15 protein-coding genes are annotated in these 18101 nt (G+C 58.2%); 7 read left to right on the top strand and 8 right to left on the bottom strand.

Annotated features, from left to right (window positions below; all coding sequences use genetic code 11):
• Positions 1-115 precede the first annotated feature (115 nt).
• Together AC2FEB_RS20120 and AC2FEB_RS20115 are read right to left on the bottom strand one after the other, a co-directional pair.
• Positions 116-1306, bottom strand: a complete 1191-nt coding sequence (locus tag AC2FEB_RS20120) for a DegT/DnrJ/EryC1/StrS family aminotransferase (RefSeq protein WP_496675332.1) — start codon at positions 1304-1306, stop codon at positions 116-118.
• Positions 1307-1345: 39 nt separating this feature from the next.
• Positions 1346-2017: an HAD-IA family hydrolase gene (locus tag AC2FEB_RS20115; protein ID WP_117868387.1), complete on the bottom strand. Its 672-nt coding sequence runs from the start codon at positions 2015-2017 to the stop codon at positions 1346-1348.
• A gap of 134 nt (positions 2018-2151) precedes the next feature.
• On the opposite strand from AC2FEB_RS20115, the gene glmU reads away from it, so the two are divergent.
• Genes glmU through AC2FEB_RS20095 form a run of 4 tightly spaced genes read left to right on the top strand, consistent with a single transcriptional unit; the run spans position 2152 to position 6569 of the window.
• A complete protein-coding gene (glmU, locus tag AC2FEB_RS20110; RefSeq protein WP_496675330.1) occupies positions 2152-3504 on the top strand; it encodes a bifunctional UDP-N-acetylglucosamine diphosphorylase/glucosamine-1-phosphate N-acetyltransferase GlmU in 1353 nt (450 codons plus the stop codon).
• A 3-nt stretch (positions 3505-3507) separates the two neighbouring features.
• Positions 3508-5331 carry a glutamine--fructose-6-phosphate transaminase (isomerizing) gene (glmS, locus tag AC2FEB_RS20105; protein ID WP_496675328.1) on the top strand — a complete coding sequence of 608 codons (1824 nt, stop codon included), beginning with the start codon at positions 3508-3510 and terminating at the stop codon, positions 5329-5331.
• 3 nt (positions 5332-5334) lie between these two features.
• Positions 5335-5877 (top strand): pyridoxamine 5'-phosphate oxidase family protein, encoded by a 543-nt coding sequence (locus AC2FEB_RS20100; RefSeq protein WP_299894628.1) that lies wholly within the window; start codon positions 5335-5337, stop codon positions 5875-5877.
• 5 nt (positions 5878-5882) lie between these two features.
• Complete coding sequence (locus AC2FEB_RS20095; protein WP_496675325.1) at positions 5883-6569, top strand: DNA alkylation repair protein; 687 nt, start codon at positions 5883-5885, stop codon at positions 6567-6569.
• Here AC2FEB_RS20095 and AC2FEB_RS20090 read toward each other — a convergent pair.
• Complete coding sequence (locus AC2FEB_RS20090) at positions 6557-6988, bottom strand: hypothetical protein (protein WP_117868383.1); 432 nt, start codon at positions 6986-6988, stop codon at positions 6557-6559. The two genes, AC2FEB_RS20095 and AC2FEB_RS20090, sit on opposite strands and share 13 nt — an antisense overlap.
• Before the next feature lie 91 nt (positions 6989-7079).
• On the opposite strand from AC2FEB_RS20090, the gene moaA reads away from it, so the two are divergent.
• Entirely contained in the window at positions 7080-8087 is a 1008-nt protein-coding gene (gene moaA / locus AC2FEB_RS20085; protein ID WP_117872627.1) for a GTP 3',8-cyclase MoaA, read from the top strand.
• A 1-nt stretch (position 8088) separates the two neighbouring features.
• Complete coding sequence (locus tag AC2FEB_RS20080) at positions 8089-9387, top strand: 3-deoxy-D-manno-octulosonic acid transferase (protein WP_117868382.1); 1299 nt, start codon at positions 8089-8091, stop codon at positions 9385-9387.
• A gap of 71 nt (positions 9388-9458) precedes the next feature.
• Here the strand turns inward: AC2FEB_RS20080 and AC2FEB_RS20075 are convergent, their stop codons facing one another.
• Genes AC2FEB_RS20075 through AC2FEB_RS20055 form a run of 5 tightly spaced genes read right to left on the bottom strand, consistent with a single transcriptional unit; the run spans position 9459 to position 16021 of the window.
• Entirely contained in the window at positions 9459-10622 is a 1164-nt protein-coding gene (locus AC2FEB_RS20075; RefSeq protein ID WP_117868381.1) for a M20 aminoacylase family protein, read from the bottom strand.
• Positions 10623-10639: 17 nt separating this feature from the next.
• Positions 10640-11803, bottom strand: coding sequence for a M20 aminoacylase family protein (locus AC2FEB_RS20070; RefSeq protein WP_496884333.1), 1164 nt, complete (start codon positions 11801-11803; stop codon positions 10640-10642).
• Between the two features lie 15 nt (positions 11804-11818).
• Entirely contained in the window at positions 11819-12985 is a 1167-nt protein-coding gene (locus AC2FEB_RS20065) for a M20 aminoacylase family protein (protein WP_117868379.1), read from the bottom strand.
• A 40-nt stretch (positions 12986-13025) separates the two neighbouring features.
• Positions 13026-14195 (bottom strand): acetylornithine deacetylase, encoded by a 1170-nt coding sequence (gene argE / locus AC2FEB_RS20060; protein WP_117868378.1) that lies wholly within the window; start codon positions 14193-14195, stop codon positions 13026-13028.
• A 5-nt stretch (positions 14196-14200) separates the two neighbouring features.
• The gene (locus AC2FEB_RS20055; RefSeq protein ID WP_117868377.1) at positions 14201-16021 is read right to left on the bottom strand and encodes an ABC transporter ATP-binding protein; all 1821 of its coding nucleotides are present in this window, start codon (positions 16019-16021) and stop codon (positions 14201-14203) included.
• Between the two features lie 285 nt (positions 16022-16306).
• Here AC2FEB_RS20055 and AC2FEB_RS20050 point away from each other — a divergent pair, with 285 nt between their 5' ends.
• Positions 16307-18013, top strand: coding sequence for a peptide ABC transporter substrate-binding protein (locus AC2FEB_RS20050; protein ID WP_117868376.1), 1707 nt, complete (start codon positions 16307-16309; stop codon positions 18011-18013).
• The last annotated feature ends 88 nt before the right edge of the window (positions 18014-18101 follow it).

The raw sequence follows: 18101 nt of genomic DNA, 5'->3' as shown, positions 1-18101 counted from the left end.
CAGCGAATCTGTTCCCGGTCAATCTTTGTGACAGCTCGTCTGAAATGGAAAACGCCGCCCGAAACAGGCGGCGTTTCAAAAGATCGAGCGTGCGCCGCAGGCGCACTCCGCTTAGTTAAGACTGATAAACCGCACTCACTTCAGCCCGGATGATCCGGGCGATCAATCGACAATCCTCCAGGGAAAACGTCAAAGGCACGCGCATATCCATCACGCCGGCCAGAACGCGGTCACTTTCAGGCATCCGCTGGCTTTCAAAATATCGCCAACTGTCATAGCGCGACGTGAAACCTGTCGGCTCAGCACCTCCGAACCACTTCAGCTCAACCCCACGAGCCGCGCAACGGCTGATGACTTCAGCTATCCGTTCAGGCGACCAATCCAGCAACAGAAACTGGATCGAAGACCCAACATAGGTTTCCGCCTCGGGCCGCTCGACAATCGTCAGGCCCGGAGTGCCGCGCAACCCGGTTTCGATCTCGCGATAGCGCTCGTTCCACCGGCCCACCTGCCGGTCCAGATCCCGCAATTGCGGGCGCAGGATCGCCGCGCGCAAATTGTCCATCCGGCCCGAGACATTGGGTGTGGTGTACTTGATCCGCTCGAACACTTCTGGCCCCGGGGCGGCCAAGTGGCGTTCATACAGCATGTATGACCCCGACAACATCGTGGCCTTGGCCGCCAGTTCCTCGTCATCGGTGACCAGCAAGCCCCCTTCGCCCGAATTGACATGCTTGTAGGTCTGACAGGAATAACACCCGATTGCACCCTGCCGCCCCGACAACTGACCGCGCCAGGCTGCACCCATCGTGTGTGCGCAATCCTCGATCACGATCACGCCGGCTGCGTCACACATCTGCATTAGCCGGTCCATATCACACAGATGTCCGCGCATATGGCTGAGCATCAGAACACGAGCCTGATCCAGCTTGACCTCAAGATCATCCAGATCAATTGTCAGGCCGTCCGTCACACCGACAAAGATTGCCCGCCCTCCGACTGAGGCAATCGACCCCGGCACCGGCGCCAGTGTAAACGCATTGGTCAGAACCGAATCTCCGGGTTGCACGCCAACCGCGCGCATGGCTGTGGCCAGAGCGTAACCGCCAGACGAAACCGCCAGGCAGTATTTGGCCCCCATCTGGGCGGCAAATTCCTGCTCCAGCAAGGCCGTTTCCCCCAACTCTCCGGGGGCGACATTGTAACGATGCAGACGCCCATGGCGCAGAACGGCCAGAGCCGCGTCGATTGCATCTTCCGGAAGGGGTTCCTGCTGCGTAAAGCTGCCAGAGAATACGTCGGTCATGGTCTTGTTCTGAGGCTCCGAAAGGGTCCGGTCAAGGTTTCAGGCTGCCGCACCGATCAGATCGGGCACGAGGCCGGGCAAATCATCAAAATGATGCAGCAGTGCTTCGGGTTCCAAAGCCGCCATGTCATCCCCCGATGGGCCGAAGGTAACCAGCACCGAAGGAACGCCTGCCGCTTTTGCGGTATTGCGGTCAGTATCCGAATCTCCGACCAGCACGCACCAGTCCGGATCGCCCCCGGCACGGCGCGCAGCTTCCCGCAGCGGGGCCGGGTCCGGTTTGCGGACCGGCAGCGTATCGGCCCCGACCAAAGAAGCAAAACGGTCCCGCACCCCCATGCGTGTCAGCAACAATTCGGCCAGATGTTCCGGTTTGTTTGTGCAAATGCCAACACCGTAACCTGCGTTGCTCAGCAACTCGACCGCCTGTAGTGCCCCGGGATAGAAACTGGTGTGGGTGTCGATGTCCCGAGCATAAGCTTCAAGCAGAACCGGATAGTAGGCCTGGACTGTATCCTCGTCATAGGCCCCGACACGTTTTAACCCGTGGGTCAACATCATGCGTCCACCTCGCAGCGCTATACCTGCATCTGCGCCATGGACCAGTACATCTCCGTGCCCCATCGCGCGGAAACAATGGTTCGCAGCGGTCAGCAAATCGCCGGATGTATCCGCCAAAGTACCATCCAGATCGAAGATGACGGTGCGCATTTCGCCCCCTTGCTCGGCGGGTTTTCGCCGTGTCCTGTTTCAATCGGCAATCTTGTTTGATGGCCGAACGGCTTGCGCCTTTGACCTCAGCGGATAAAACGGACCGCAACAAAACACAAAGAGAAAACGATTTCATGAGCAATGCCCTTGTCATCCTTGCCGCCGGAAAAGGCACCAGGATGAATTCGGATCTTCCCAAAGTCCTGCATCCCATCGCTCAGGTTCCGATGCTGATCCATGCGATGCGCGCCGGATCCGTCCTGTCGCCCGAACGTACTGTGATCGTTACCGGCCACGGGTCCGAAGCTGTGGCCAAGGCTGCAATGGCCGAGGATGAAGATGTACGAATCGCCGTTCAGGAAGACCAGTTGGGAACAGCCCATGCGGTCGCTCAGGCCCGGAACGCATTGAGTGGATTCGATGGCGATGTGGTTGTTCTTTACGGCGACACCCCGTTCTTGCAGCCTGACACGCTGGAAAGGATGATCGATGCACGGTCAGGGAATGACTTGGTCATTCTTGGCTTTGAGGCGGTCGACCCTGCCCGTTATGGCCGGTTGGTCATGAATGGCGATGTGCTGGAACGCATTGTCGAGTTTAAAGATGCTTCCGATGAAGAACGATGCATAACTTTCTGCAATTCAGGGCTTTTGGCCTGCAATGCGCAGCTGCTGTTTTCGTTGATCGATGAGGTCGGAAACGACAACGCTTCGGGCGAGTACTATCTGACTGACGTGGTTGAAATTGCGCGCAGCCGTGGACTGAACGTGACCGCTGTCGCTTGCGATGAGGCACAGACACTGGGCGTGAACTCTCGCGTTGATCTGGCCGCTGCAGATGCCGTGTTTCAGGCGCGCGCCCGAGCTGAGCTTCTTGACCTGGGCGTCACATTGATGGCTCCAGAGACGGTGTACCTGGCTGCGGATACGGTGGTCGGGCGCGATACGGTGATCGAACCGAATGTGGTGTTCGGACCGGGCGTCACTGTTGAAAGCGGCGCGACGATCCGGGCCTTTTCGCATCTTGAGGGCTGCCATGTCAGCCGGGGCGCGGTCGTCGGCCCCTACGCTCGCCTGCGCCCCGGCGCCGAACTCGCTGAAAACACTCGGGTCGGCAATTTTGTCGAGATCAAGAATGCCGAAATCGCCGAAGGCGCAAAGGTCAATCACCTCAGCTATATCGGTGACGCGTCCGTTGGCGCTGCGACCAACATCGGCGCGGGGACGATCACCTGTAACTATGACGGCGTGATGAAGCATAAAACCACGATTGGTGAGAACGTCTTTATCGGCTCGAACACCATGCTGGTTGCCCCGGTTACTGTAGGAGATGGGGCGATGACCGCAACGGGCACTGTCGTGACCAAGGATGTGGACCCGGAGGCATTGGCCGTGGCCCGCGCCAAGCAGGAAAACAAGCCCGGATATGCGCGTAAATTGTTTGATATGTTGAAGGCGAAAAAGGCTCGCCACGATAAAAAGGCCTGAGAAATGTGTGGAATAGTAGGTGTTTTGGGGCAGCACGAGGCCGCCCCCATTCTAGTAGAAGCCCTGAAACGGCTGGAATATCGCGGCTATGACAGCGCCGGGATTGCAACCGTCAACGACGGCGCATTGGGCCGGCGGCGCGCGGTTGGCAAGCTGGTCAACCTCAGCGACCTACTGGTGCATGATCCTCTTCCCGGAAAATCCGGCATTGGCCATACCCGCTGGGCCACACATGGTGCCCCGTCAGTCAACAATGCACATCCGCACAAGGCGGGCCCGGTGGCCGTCGTTCATAACGGCATCGTCGAAAACTATCGCGACCTGAGGGCCGAACTAGCCGAACATGGTATTGATTTCCAAACCGAAACCGACACGGAAACGGTTGCTCTTATGACTGAACACCACCTGAACTTGGGCCTGCCCCCGGTTGAGGCCGCATTCAAGACAATCGACCAGTTGGAAGGCGCATTTGCACTGGCCTTTCTGTTCGACGGTGAGGACGACCTGATCGTGGCGGCCCGCAAGGGATCACCACTGGCCATCGGCCATGGGGATGGTGAGATGTATGTGGGGTCTGATGCCATTGCTCTGGCCCCGCTGACCAATCAGATCACATATCTGGAAGAAGGCGACCGCGCGGTTCTGACCAGGACGTCACTTGAAATCCGCAACGAGGCCGGTGAGCTGGCAAACCGGGAAAAGCACAAGATCAAGCTGGATCATGCGCGCGCGGACAAGGGCGAACACAAGCACTTCATGGCCAAGGAAATCGCTGAACAGCCCATCGTTGTGGCGGAAGCAATCCGGTCCTACCTGCCCACGAGCGGCGACCGCGTGGTGCTGCCGGACACGGATCTGGATTTCAGCAAGCTGGATCGCCTGACCATGGTGGCCTGTGGCACCGCGTTTTACGCCTGCCTGACCGCGAAGTACTGGTTCGAACAACTGGCCAAAATGCCCGTAGAGGTCGATATTGCCAGCGAGTTCCGCTATCGCGAACCTCCGATCACGGACCGGACGCTGGCCCTGTTCGTCAGCCAGTCGGGCGAAACCGCCGATACCCTGGCGGCTCTGCGCTATTGCGAGGGCAAGGCCGACAAGATCGTTTCGGTCGTCAACGTCCCCGAAAGCTCGATCGCACGGGAAAGCGATATCGCCTTGCCGATCCATGCCGGTGTCGAGATCGGCGTCGCCTCGACCAAGGCCTTCACCTGCCAGTTGAGCGTGCTGCTGATGCTGGCGCTCAAGGCCGCCGCAGACCGGGGCACGCTGACGGATGAGGAAATCGCCGATCATGCCGCTGCGCTGCGTGGGTTGCCGACTGTACTGAACGCGGCACTCGATCAGAACCGAGCAATCCGCAAGGCCGCCCAACGCCTGTCCGAGGCGCGCGACGTCCTGTTTCTGGGCCGTGGCCTGATGTATCCGCTGGCAATGGAAGGCGCGCTGAAGCTCAAGGAAATCAGCTATATCCACGCCGAAGGATACGCGTCGGGAGAGTTGAAACACGGCCCTATCGCCCTGATCGACAAGCATATGCCCGTGGTTGTCATGGCTCCACGTGATACGGTTTTCGACAAGACCGTCTCGAACATGCAGGAAGTGATGGCACGGAAAGGTAAAGTGATCCTTGTCTCTGATGATGATGGCATTGACGAGGCCGGCGACGGTGTCTGGAGCACCATCCGCATGCCACATGTTCACACCAGCCTTGCACCGATCCTCTACTCGGTGCCCGCACAATTGCTGGCCTATCACACGGCTGTTGCCAAGGGCACGGATGTGGATCAACCGCGCAATCTGGCGAAGTCGGTAACGGTGGAGTGATTTATGGCCAAGCAGTTCCCGCAGCTTGATGATGCGCATCAAAAGTTCATTGAAGAACAGCATATGTTCTTCGTCGGCACCGCCGGGGCCGAAGGTCGGGTCAATATTTCCCCAAAAGGAATGGACTCGCTGCGTGTACTGGGACCAAACCGCATTGTCTGGATGAACCTCACTGGCAGTGGCAACGAAACTGCAGGGCATCTTTTGCAGGTCAACCGGATGACGCTGATGTGGTGTTCTTTCACAACGCGGCCGATGATTCTTCGCACCTATGGCACAGCGCGTTGCCTGCATGTTGGCAACGAAGGTTGGGACGACCTTGCCGGTCTCTTCCCAAGTCACCGCAGTGCACGGCAAATCTATGACCAGTCGATCGAGATGGTACAAACCTCCTGCGGCTATGCCGTGCCTTTCATGGAATTCCAATCCGACCGCGACACGATGCAGAAATGGGTGGATGGAAAATCAGATGAGGAAATCCGTTCCTATTGGATGGAAAGGAACGGCCAGACGATTGATGGGAAACCAACAGGCGTTCCATTGTGATCCCCATGCTGACCGGATATCTCGATCAGATCAAAGCGCATGGTGACCCCGAACGGGCGAGCCAGATGGCTAGTTATCATAAGGCGGATCGCATCTATCTGGGCGTCGCAAACCCGGTTCTCAACGACCTGACCAAGGCGTGGCGGCAAGAACTGGATGTGCCGGCGCGGATCGCATTGGCGGACGCGTTATGGCAAACAAACATCCACGAAGGGCGTCTTGCTGCATCCAAGCTTTTGACACAGGCGCGCATCCGACCTGACGCGACGGTTTGGGACTTGCTTCAAAGCTGGCTGCCGGATTTCGATGCATGGGCCGTCGCGGATCACGCGTGCATGGCTATGCAAAAGAGGCTTTCAGCAGATCCTGACCGACTGGATCAGGTTGAACATTGGACCCAGTCCGATCACATGTGGACCCGACGCGCGGCCCTGGTTGCAACCCTACCCTGGACCAAACAGAACCACCCCAAGCCCGACGACCTGCACCGCCGTGATCGCATCCTTGGCTGGGCTGCCGGATATGTTCCGGACCGCAACTGGTTCATTCAGAAATCCATCGCCTGGTGGCTGCGAGAGTTATCCAAACACGACCCAAAGCGTGTCATCACCTTTCTGAGCCAACACGGCGATACCATGAAACCCTTTGCCCGCCATGAAGCAGGTAAATACCTGAAAAATCAATCTGCGTAGACTTCGACCTCAACGAGTTCGTCGAAAGGCACCAACAACGCCCTCATAGCGTCCAGAGACAAGCGGCTGCCGCTACTGTCGGGGCCTGAGACCGGGACCAAAGTGATGTAGGCCTGCGCCCCTGTTCGTGGCACCACTACGCGCGCCGTAACTTCGGTGTCCACCAGCGGTGTCTGCATCCAGCGCCCCGGAGTGGTCGGATCCCCAAGCCCGGCTATGGTGGTTTTCGCCCCGACCCAGTTTGGCCGCGCGGAAACCGGTTCGGGTTGCAGCACCTCTTCAGCAACTGCGGTACCAACTTCAGCGTCGGGTGCCGTCTGGGCAGGCGCGTCGCCACCGCCTAAAACTCGGTCAGTCGTTGACCGCACGGCGTCGCATCCAGCCATGACCACAAATAGTAAAACAAGTGTTTTCTTCATGGCTGACACCTACAGCCCTGCGCCCATCTGTTCCAGCGCAAAGCACAGTTCGCCCTTGTCGCGGGCATGTTACGGCTTTACCTATTACATCATGACAGCTCCGCTCATCGACCCGTTTGCCCGCGCCATTACGTATCTCCGCGTCTCCGTCACGGACCGCTGCGACTTCCGCTGCGTGTATTGCATGTCCGAAAACATGACCTTTCTGCCCAAGAAAGACCTGCTGACACTGGAAGAACTGGACCGGATGTGCTCGACCTTCGTCAGGATGGGTGTCGAAAAGCTGCGCATCACGGGTGGTGAGCCGTTGGTGCGTCGGAATATCATGACGTTCTTCAACTCGATGACACGCCACCTGGACAGCGGTGCATTGAAAGAACTGACGCTGACAACAAATGGATCGCAACTGCACCGCTTCGCCGAAGACCTGTATGCCGCTGGCGTACGGCGGGTGAATGTCTCTCTGGATACATTGGACGATGACAAGTTTGCCAAGGTCACGCGCTGGGGTCGCCTGAAACAGGTATTGGACGGAATTGACGCCGCGCAAAAGGCTGGCCTGCGGATCAAGATCAACGCGGTCGCGCTGAAAGGGTTCAATGAACCCGAACTTCCGAAAATCACGGACTGGTGTGCCGAGCGGGACATGGATCTGACCTGGATCGAAGTCATGCCTATGGGCGATATCGGCAACGAAGACCGCCTGGATCAGTACTGGTCGCTCAAAGACGTGCGGAAAGAATACGAAAACCACTATTCGGTCACCGATCTGGCCGAACGCACCGGTGGCCCTGCCCGTTACGTGCGGCTCGAGGAAACCGGCCAGAAAATCGGCTTTATCACGCCGCTGTCGCACAATTTCTGTGAAAGCTGCAACAGGGTCCGCCTGACCTGCACTGGCGAACTTTACATGTGCCTGGGTCAGGAGGATATGTCTGACCTGCGCGGAGCCCTGCGCGATCACCCTGATACCGAACAGCCACTTGAAGACGCGATCCGATCTGCCATCAATCTCAAGCCCAAGGGGCATGACTTCGACTATTCGCGCCAAGCCGTCGATGGCAGGATGAGCCGTCACATGAGTCACACAGGCGGCTGATATGCCGGATCACAACGGCCGCCCCACGGCGTTGTATCATGTGTACTGCACCCTCACGTCTCTTGCAGCACCTCTGATATGGCGAATTGTTCGGAATAAGTTGCGGGCAGCAAACGTACCTGTTGAGCGGCAACAAGAACGACTTGGACATGCCAGCCTGCCTAGGCCAAATGGGCGTTTGATCTGGTTCCACGCCGCCAGCGTTGGCGAAAGCCTTTCGGTCCTCAGCCTGATCAGACGGCTGGCTGACCGCCTGCCCGAAACCGAATTTCTAATCACCTCCGGCACCCCGACCTCAGCGGCTCTTATCGAAAAACGCCTGCCGCCCCGCACACGGCATCAATACCCGCCGCTTGACACGGCAGGTCCCGTCCGGCGCTTTCTGAGCCATTGGCAACCAGAGGGCGGGGTTTTCGTCGAAAGTGAAATCTGGCCACGGTTGATTGTTGAAAGTGCCAAACGCGGCATTCCGCTCGCCCTTCTGAATGCACGACTGTCGGACAAGTCCGTCGCTGGCTGGAAAAAGCGCCCCGAAACAGCGCGGTTCGTCTTGAACAAATTTAACCTGTTCCTGACGCAGAACGACAAAACCGCAGCCAACCTGACGTCGATGGGTGCCCCTGCCGATCGCGTCCGGCCCGGCACCAATCTCAAAGCCATGTCCGATCCCCTTCCCGTGGACCACAACACGCTGGATGACATACGTTCTAAAGTCTCTGGCAGACCGGTGTGGATCGCCAGCTCGACCCACGCAGGCGAAGAGGAAAGCGTTCTTGCCGCGCATAAATCACTTCTGGAACGCTGGCCCGATCTGCTGCTGCTGCTGATCCCGCGCCACCCAGAGCGCCGCGGCGATATCGCCAAACTACTGGAAGCCTCCGATCTCAACGCCGCGTTCCGATCCGAAAATTCCCCGATCAAAGCCGAGACCCAGGTATATGTCGCGGATACACTGGGTGAGACCGGCACATGGTACGCGCTTTGTCCCATCGTGTTCCTGGGTGGCTCCCTGAAAGACATCGGCGGTCACAACCCATTCGAACCGGCACAGGCCGGAGCCGCCGTGATTACCGGCCCCGGATACTTCAATTTTGCAGAAACTTTCGCGCCGTTGATCAAAACCGGTGGCGCCATGGAGGTTCGAACCGAAAAGGATCTCTCCGCGGCGGTCGAGCATTGGCTTTCAGACGGTCAGGCCCTGAAAAAGGCCCGCAGCGCCGCCCAAACCTGCGTCAAGACCCAAAGCAAAGCGCTGGACTCTGTTGTTGACACGCTATCCTGTTCGCTCGACCTGACGTGACCGGGCGGGATCCCTCTTCATCTGGCCAAAAGTATCCCGGGGGTGTGGGGGCAGAGCCCCCACTCGTCCGATCAGGCCGCCGGCATACGCTGCTCAACGATCTCTGCCCACCAGCTGCACCCGGCGGGAATCGCCTCATCGTTGAAGTTGTACTCCGGGTGGTGAACCATGGCCGTATCGCCGTTACCCATTAAAATATAGGCCCCGGGACGTTCCTCCAGCATGAAGGCAAAGTCCTCGCCTCCCATGACCAAAGGCGCATCGTCACAATCGCCGGATACCGACCGGGCAACAGCTGCGGCGAACTCTGTCTGTTCTTCACTGTTCACCATCACCGGGTACCCGCGGATGTAGGTCACGTTTGCGGTGCCTCCGAACGTGGCCGCGATTCCATTGCAGATCTCATTGATCCGCTTTTCGGCCAGATCCCGCGTATCCTTGCTCATGGTGCGCACGGTGCCTTTGATCTGAACAGTCTGCGGGATCACATTGAACGCTTTCGACGAGGTCTCAAACGACGTCACCGACACCACGACCTGATCGATCGGATCGGCATTGCGCGAGGAAATGGTCTGAAGCGCCAAAACCGCCTGCGCAGCCAGTACCGTGGTGTCTACTGTTTCATGCGGCTTGGCAGCATGACCACCTCGCCCTTCAAAAGTGATGTCAAACTGATCGGTTGCGGCAAAGAAGGAACCGGGACGGATTGCGAACTTACCTACAGGTTGTCCGGGCCAATTATGCATCCCGTAGACCTCCTGAATATTCCAGCGGTCCATCATGCCATCTTCGCACATTTCGCGACCACCGCCGCCGCCTTCTTCGGCAGGCTGGAAGATCACAACAACCGTGCCATCGAAGTTGCGGGTTTCGGACAGGTATTTCGCAGCACCCAACAGCATCGCCGTATGGCCATCATGGCCACACGCATGCATCGCGCCCGGCGTTTTCGAGGCATAGTCCAACCCTGTCGCCTCATGAATCGGCAGCGCATCCATATCTGCCCGCAGACCGATCACCTTGCCCGCACTGTCCGACTTGCCTTTGATCACACCCACAACGCCGGTACGTCCGATTCCAGTGACGACCTCGTCGCAGCCGAACTCTTTCAGCTTCTCGGCCACCACTGCGCTGGTGCGATGGGTCTCAAACAGGATTTCCGGGTTTTCGTGCAGATCCCGTCGCCACGCGGTGATTTCATCCTGCAATTCGGCAAAGCGGTTTTTGACTGGCATATCTTCTCTCTCCTAATTCAAGCCGCCGGCATCCGGCGCTCGACCATTTCTGCAAACCACGAACATCCGATCGGGATGATCTCGTCGTTGAAGTTGTATTCGGGGTGGTGCAACCCGGCGCTGTCACCGTTGCCCAGAACGATAAAGGCTCCGGGCCGTTCCTCCAGCATGAACGAGAAATCCTCACCCCCCATCACCATCGGTGCCTCGATGCAGCTGCCCCCGACCGAGACCGCGGCTTCTGCCGCATATCCCGTTTGAGTTTCGGCGTTGATCGTCACCGGCACGCCACGCGTGTAGTTGACGTTCACGGAACCACCGAATGTTCCTGCAATCCCTTCGGCGACCTCTTTGAGGCGCTGTTCGATCAGATCACGCATCTCGTTGGAATGGGTCCGCACGGTACCGCGTATCTGCGCCGATTGCGGGATCACGTTGAACGCTTTCGAGGACGTCTCGACCGAGGTCACGGACAACACGGTTTGCAGGATCGGGTCCGCATTGCGCGACACGATCGTCTGCAACGCGACAATCAGTTGCGACAGCATCACGGTTGTATCGACCGTCTCATGGGGTTTTGCCGCGTGGCCTCCGCGCCCTTCAAGATGGATGTCAATCTCGTCCGCCGCCGCCAGCAACGGGCCTGAGCGGATTGCGAATTGCCCGGTCGCCACGCCCGGCACATTGTGCATCGCGTAAACTTCCTGAATGCCAAACCGGTCCATCAGACCGTCCTTGCACATGGCCTCTGCGCCATTCCCGCCCTCTTCGGCGGGCTGAAAGATCACGATTGCGGTGCCATCGAAATTGCGCGTCTCAGACAGGTACTTAGCCGCTCCCAAGACCATGGCAGTATGCCCGTCATGCCCGCAGGCATGCATCGCATTTGGTGTTTTCGAGGCATAGTCCAGCCCGGTCTGTTCCTGCATCGGCAGGGCATCCATATCGGCCCGCAAACCAATCACGCGGCCCTGCGTGTCGCTTTTGCCGCGAATAACCCCGACCACGCCGGTACCCCCGATGCCGGTTACGACCTCGTCACAGCCGAATTCCTTCAGTTTGTCGGCCACCAGTGCACTGGTGCGGTGCGTGTCGTACAGGATTTCCGGATGTTGGTGAATGTCACGCCGCCAACCTGTGATCTCTTCGTGCATCTCTGCGAGGCGGTTTTTGATCGGCATGGCATTCTCCCTGATTTAAGCGACGCGCAATCGTCGTTCCACGATCTCGGCAAACCAGCTACAGCCGGCGGGAATCGCGTCGTCGTCAAAGTTGTATTCCGGGTGATGGCACATGGCCGTGTCCCCGTTCCCGATAAAGATGTAGGCTCCGGGCCGTTCTTCAAGCATGTAGGCGAAATCTTCCGAGGGCATGATCGGATCAGTGTTGTCATTGACCTTGCCCGCGACGGCCTCGGCTGCCTCGGCAGCGTATGTTGTCTCTGTCTCGGAATTTACCGTCACAGGATACCCCGGCGTCCAGACAACTTCCGCCTTCGCTCCAAAGGCCGAGGCCGTATCCTCGGCGATCCTGCGCACGCGCTCTTCTGCTATCGTGCGGTATTCTGGGTCGAGTGTCCGGACGGTCCCCTGCAAACGGACGGTGTGCGCGATCACGTTCGACGCGACGCTGTCCGTTTCGAACGTGCCCACGGTCAGGACGACGCGTTTGATCGGATCGACGGTGCGCGCCACAACCGATTGCAACGACACGACAATATGCGAGGCCACCAAAGTCGTGTCTACCGCGTCATGCGGTGCGGCGGCGTGTCCGCCCTTGCCGGTGATCGTGATTTCGAACTCATCAGATGAGGCCAACAATGCGCCGGGTCGGATCGCGAACTCGCCCACTGGCAACCCCGGCATATTGTGCATGCCATAGACCTCATCAATGCCCCAGCGTTCCATCAGGCCGTCCCGACACATGGCCAGACCGCCTGCACCGCCTTCTTCTGCGGGCTGAAAAATCAGAACAACAGTGCCATCGAAGTTTCGGGTTTCAGCCAGGTACTGGGCGGCCCCAAGCAGCATCGAGGTATGCCCGTCATGCCCGCAGGCGTGCATCTTGCCCGAAACGGTAGAAGCATAGTCCAGCCCAGTCGCCTCTTCGATCGGCAGTGCGTCCATATCTGCGCGCAGTCCGATTACGCGCCCGGTCGTGTCCTGCCGCCCGCGGATAACGGCCACGACACCGGTCTTGCCAATTCCCGGAGTGATCTCATCAACACCAAACTCCTTGAGGCGCTCGACGACAAAAGCAGCGGTTTCGTGCACGTCATACATCAATTCAGGATGCGCATGCAGGTGGCGGCGCCACGCGGCAATATCGCCGTGCATTTCTGCAAGTCTGTTTTTGACAGGCATCTCAAGACCTTCCTCTGAACAATTGATGCTATGTTGAATCTTACGCCGCGCCGAGCTTTTCAACCAGTCGTTGCATAAACTTGTGCCCCGCATCGAACTGCGCGATCGATATGAACTCGTTCGGCTGATGAGCCTGCGCAATATCACCAGGACCGCAAATCACGGCTGAATACCCGGCCTCCTGAAACTGCCCCGCCTCTGTCCCGTAGCTGACAACGTGGCTTGCGTTATCCCCGGTCAGCGTACGCACTAAAGCTTCCGCTTCTCCGTCCCGTTCAGGCACCAGTCCCGGAATTGAAAAATGTTCCTTCAGTTCGATGCGTGTTTCAGGGTGGACAGCCTGCATCCGTGCCTCGGCCGCGCGGACCTGCTGAAAATACGCGTCCTGCCATTGCGCCTTTGACTCATCCGGCACTGTGCGGAAATCCATCATGAACCGACAGTCTTTGGCAGTGATGTTGTGGGCTGTCCCGCCTTCTATCATTCCGACATGACAGGTTGTCCACGGCGGGTCAAATACGACCGCGATTTCGCTCGGCTCAGCGGCCATGCTTTCGGCATTTCTGTGATTTGCCCAGTCGATCAGAGGTGCCGCCGCCATGATCGCATTCACGCCGGTATGCATGATCGAACTGTGCACTTCGAACCCCACGATGTGAGTATCAAAGCCGAACCCGCCCTTGTGCCCCGTCACAGCCTGCATCATTGACGGCTCACCCACGATCACTGCTGATCCCTTGGGCAAGACCTGTTGCATTGCCTCAATCATGGGCGGCGCACCGGTGCATCCGACCTCTTCGTCAAAGCTGAGCGCAAGTTGCAGCGGCCGCTTTATTTCAGCGTAATGCGCCTCGACCAGAGCCCAGATCGCCAGAGCGTCAAAACCCTTCATGTCGCAGGTGCCGCGACCGAAATACTTGCCGTCCTTCTCGGTCACCGTGAACGGATCGGAATCCCAAGGCTGCCCTTCGATCGGCACGACATCCGTATGCCCGGACAGAACCAGCGCACCCTCTTCCATCGGACCCACATGCGCAAAAATTGCAGCCTTGTGCGGTTGATCCGGGTCCGGCCACCGATGGGGTGCGATTCCATGACCTTGCAGATATTCCTCAACCCAATCCACCAGCGGCAGATTGGTGTCACGGCTTACGGTCGGAAATGAGATCAGCTTTGTCATGATCTCAAGCGGCGTCAAGCGTTTCGCCATTGGGGTCAATACCCGCTGTCGGTGGTCAGAATGAAGTGCCCGGCCTCAACCTCTCGATATTGCGAAGGTTCCGGCGTGTAGTCAGTGGGATGAATCGGAGATGGGATCGGTTTGAAATTCAGATCCTTTTCCGATTTCCGCTTGTTCGGGTCCGCAATCGGAACCGCCTTCATCAGCGCCTGTGTATAGGGATGCTGCGGGTTCTCGAATACCCGCGCCCGGGGCCCAAGTTCGACAATTCGACCCAGATACATGACCCCGACATAATGGCTAACCCTTTCAACCACGGCCATATCGTGACTGATGAACAGATAAGACAAGCCCAGTTCGGACTGCAATTCCATCATCAGGTTCAAAACCTGCGCCTGCACCGACACGTCGAGGGCCGAAACCGCCTCATCCGCGATGATAAGCTTGGGGTTCAGGGCCAGAGCCCGCGCGATGGCAATCCGCTGCCGCTGACCGCCCGACATTTCATGCGGGAACCGACGCATGAAGCTGCGCGGCAGTTGCACCTTGTCGAACAGTTGCGCCACGCGGTCCTGCAGTTCCGATCCCGATGCCACGCCATAGTTGCGCATCGGCTCGGCCACCTGATCGACCAGCTGCATCTGCGGGTTCAGCGAGGCGAACGGATCCTGAAAGATCATCTGCATGTCCAGCCGCGCCTTGCGCAAGCCAGACGGATCAAGCTTCATGATATCAACACCGTCCATATCAATCTCGCCCGCCAGAGGCTCGACCAGTCGCAGGATCGAGCGCCCCGCCGAAGACTTGCCGCACCCGGATTCGCCGACAAGACTGAGCGTTTGACCTTTGTTCAGTGTGAACGAGACATCCTCGACCGCATGAACGTTCGAGATCGTGCGCCGCAAAAGCCCGCCTTTGACCGGGAACCGGGTCGTCAGGTTCTTGACGGTCAGAAGAACCTCGTCTGTGCCCGGGATTGGTGCAATATTCTGCCCTTCGACCCCCAGCAGTTTCATCGGCTCGGGCGCAAATTTACCTTGCATCTCGCCCAGTTTCGGCACCGCGGCCAGCAAGGCTTTAGTATAGTCGTGCTGCGGGTTTTCAAAGATTTCTTTGACGGTGCCTTCTTCGACCTTGTTGCCGCGGTACATGACGACGACACGGTCGGCCATCTGGGCAACCACAGCCATATCGTGGGTGATGAACATCACAGCCGTGCCGGTTTCCCGCTTGAGACGGTCCATCAGCGCGAGAATTTCGGCCTGAATGGTCACGTCAAGCGCTGTGGTGGGTTCGTCGGCGATCAGCAGGCGCGGCTCACAGGCCATAGCCATCGCAATGACAACGCGTTGACGCATCCCGCCCGACAGCTCGTGCGGATACTGTTTCAGGCGGCGCTCAGGCTCAGGTATGCGAACCTGGCGCAACAATTCAAGCGCCCGCGCTTCTGCCTGTGACTTCGACATTTCCTTGTGGATACGCAGTCCTTCGGTCAACTGGCGACCAACGGTGAAAACGGGGTTCAGGGCGGTCATCGGCTCCTGAAAGATCATCCCGATTTCATTGCCGCGAATCTGTTTCATCAGATCCTGATCGACCTTGGCCAGGTCCACTTCTTCGCCATCGCGACGATCAAACAGCAGCTCTCCGCCCGCGATTTTGCCGCCACCGAACTCGACCAGCCGCATCAAAGACAATGACGAAACCGACTTTCCCGAGCCCGATTCGCCAACGATACAAACGGTTTCGCCTGGTTTGACCTCGAACGAAACGTCCTCAACGCCGACAACAGGACCGTCCTTCGTCTGAAACTCCACCCGTAGTTTTCTGATTTGAGCAATAGGCTGATCCAGCACGTGCGCGCTCCCTTGACGACGTTATTCTTGTTCTGAATGCCGAACGCTACGGCGGGCCACTGGGAAAAGTCAAACCCATTACACATTTTCGCGACGGCACCACTTGCATTTTTCTCAAGTTCTGTTTCGATACCCAACGTAACCGGCTTGGGGCGGCAGTGCCAACGGAAACCGTTAGCGCTATTATCTTTGCTAGTCAAAGCCTTAACCCAAGACGGCAACGCCAAACCCGCAGGCCTTGCGGAGATAATCGAGACACGAACGTGTCCAATTCGGGAGTGACTTATGAAAATCAAAACCCTTTTGCTTGGTGCGATCGCAAGCACGGCAATGGCCCCCGCGGCCTTTGCCGAGCGCGGTTCGGACGGCAATGTCAGCATCATCTATTGGCAGGCTCCGTCGATCCTGAACCCGTTCCTGTCTGGCGGCACGAAAGACGTGGAATCAGCTTCGCTGGTGATCGAGCCTCTGGCCCGCTACGATCAGGACGGCAACATGGTGCCGTATCTGGCATCCGAGATTCCGACCGTGGAAAATGGCGGTGTCAGCGAAGATCTGACGTCGATCACATGGAAAATCACGCCGGGAATCAAATGGTCGGACGGCTCTGCGTTCACCGCCGCTGACGTGAAGTTCACCGCCGATTACTGTATGCACCCGGAAGGTGGCTGCGCGCAGGTGACAAAGTTCGAAGGCGTCACCTCGGTCGAAGCTGTTGATGACCTGACCGTTAAAGTTACCTTCGACAAGCCAACACCGTTCCCCTATGGCCCGTTTGTCGGCGGCGAAAGCCCGATCATTCAGGCCGCACAGTTCGCCGATTGCCTTGGTGCGAAAGCGCCTGAATGCACCGACCAGAACTTCAACCCCATCGGAACCGGCCCATTTGTCGTCACCGAGTTCAAACCGAACGACGTGATTACATTCAAGGCAAATGACAATTATCGTGACCCGGCCAAACCGGCCTTTGCGACTGTGACCTTCAAGGGCGGTGGTGACGCAACTGCTGCTGGTCGTGCCGTCATGGAAACCGGTGAATTTGACTATGCCTGGAACCTTCAGTTGGCGCCTGAAGTGATCGCACAGATGCAGGAAGGTGGCAAAGGTACGCCGGTTGCAGGCTTCGGCCCGCTGGTCGAGCGTATCATGATGAACCAGACCAACCCGTCGCCCGACCTGCCGGAAGGCGAGCGTTCGACCGCAAAGCACCCGCACCCGTTCCTGAAGGATCCGGCCGTTTACAAAGCCATGTCCATGGCCATCGACCGTCCGCTGCTGGTGGAGATCGGCTATGGTCAGGCTGGTAAAGTGACCTGCAACTGGGTTCCGGCGCCTGCCGCGTTCAACTCGACCTCGATGACCTGCGACACGCAGGATATCGAAGGCGCGAAAAAGCTGTTGGATGATGCGGGTATCGTGGATACCGATGGCGACGGCGTTCGCGAAAAAGACGGTGTTCCTTTGAAAATCGTCTACCAGACCTCGACCAACGCTGTCCGTCAGGACTTCCAGGCGCTGATCAAGGAGTGGTGGAGCCAGATCGGTATCGAATCCGAACTGCGCAACATCAACGCGTCGGTCTTCTTCGGTGGTGACCCGGGCTCGCCTGACACCTTCCAGAAGTTCTATGCTGACGTTGAGATGTACGCCAACACCTTCAACGGCACCGACCCGCAGTCCTATCTGGGCAACGGCCTGTGCGATAAGGCACCTCGCCCCGAGACCCAGTGGCAGGGTGAAAACATCAGCCGCTTCTGCAACGAAGAGTTCGACAAGCTGCACGGTCAGCTGGCTGAAACTGCGGGTCTTGAGCAACGTGCCGAGATCGCGAAAAAGCTGAACGACATCATGGTTGAAAACGGTGGCATGATCCCGCTGGTTCACCGTGGTCGTCTGTCGGCGCACGCAAACACCCTGGGTGGCGTTGTCCTGAACGTTTGGGACAGCGAGCTGTGGAACATTGCGGACTGGTACCGCAAGACCGGTTCCTAAGCCCTGACCTTGCAAAACCGCGCCCCGATCGTTATCGGGGCGCGGTCATTTGCATACCACCCCAACAAGAAGACGCATATAAAGGCGC

It is taken from the genome of Ruegeria sp. YTSC106 (genome assembly GCF_059609765.1).
Note: the sequence above shows the minus strand (reverse complement) of the source record. Positions and strands in the feature narration are given on the sequence as shown.

Coding starts and splice junctions, on each gene's coding strand:
- AC2FEB_RS20120 (WP_496675332.1), bottom strand. CDS start 1,306: ATGACCGACGTATTCTCTGGCAGCTTTACGCAGCAGGAACCCCTTCCG.
- AC2FEB_RS20115 (WP_117868387.1), bottom strand. CDS start 2,017: ATGCGCACCGTCATCTTCGATCTGGATGGTACTTTGGCGGATACATCC.
- glmU (WP_496675330.1), top strand. CDS start 2,152: ATGAGCAATGCCCTTGTCATCCTTGCCGCCGGAAAAGGCACCAGGATG.
- glmS (WP_496675328.1), top strand. CDS start 3,508: ATGTGTGGAATAGTAGGTGTTTTGGGGCAGCACGAGGCCGCCCCCATT.
- AC2FEB_RS20100 (WP_299894628.1), top strand. CDS start 5,335: ATGGCCAAGCAGTTCCCGCAGCTTGATGATGCGCATCAAAAGTTCATT.
- AC2FEB_RS20095 (WP_496675325.1), top strand. CDS start 5,883: ATGCTGACCGGATATCTCGATCAGATCAAAGCGCATGGTGACCCCGAA.
- AC2FEB_RS20090 (WP_117868383.1), bottom strand. CDS start 6,988: ATGAAGAAAACACTTGTTTTACTATTTGTGGTCATGGCTGGATGCGAC.
- moaA (WP_117872627.1), top strand. CDS start 7,080: ATGACAGCTCCGCTCATCGACCCGTTTGCCCGCGCCATTACGTATCTC.
- AC2FEB_RS20080 (WP_117868382.1), top strand. CDS start 8,089: ATGCCGGATCACAACGGCCGCCCCACGGCGTTGTATCATGTGTACTGC.
- AC2FEB_RS20075 (WP_117868381.1), bottom strand. CDS start 10,622: ATGCCAGTCAAAAACCGCTTTGCCGAATTGCAGGATGAAATCACCGCG.
- AC2FEB_RS20070 (WP_496884333.1), bottom strand. CDS start 11,803: ATGCCGATCAAAAACCGCCTCGCAGAGATGCACGAAGAGATCACAGGT.
- AC2FEB_RS20065 (WP_117868379.1), bottom strand. CDS start 12,985: ATGCCTGTCAAAAACAGACTTGCAGAAATGCACGGCGATATTGCCGCG.
- argE (WP_117868378.1), bottom strand. CDS start 14,195: ATGGCGAAACGCTTGACGCCGCTTGAGATCATGACAAAGCTGATCTCA.
- AC2FEB_RS20050 (WP_117868376.1), top strand. CDS start 16,307: ATGAAAATCAAAACCCTTTTGCTTGGTGCGATCGCAAGCACGGCAATG.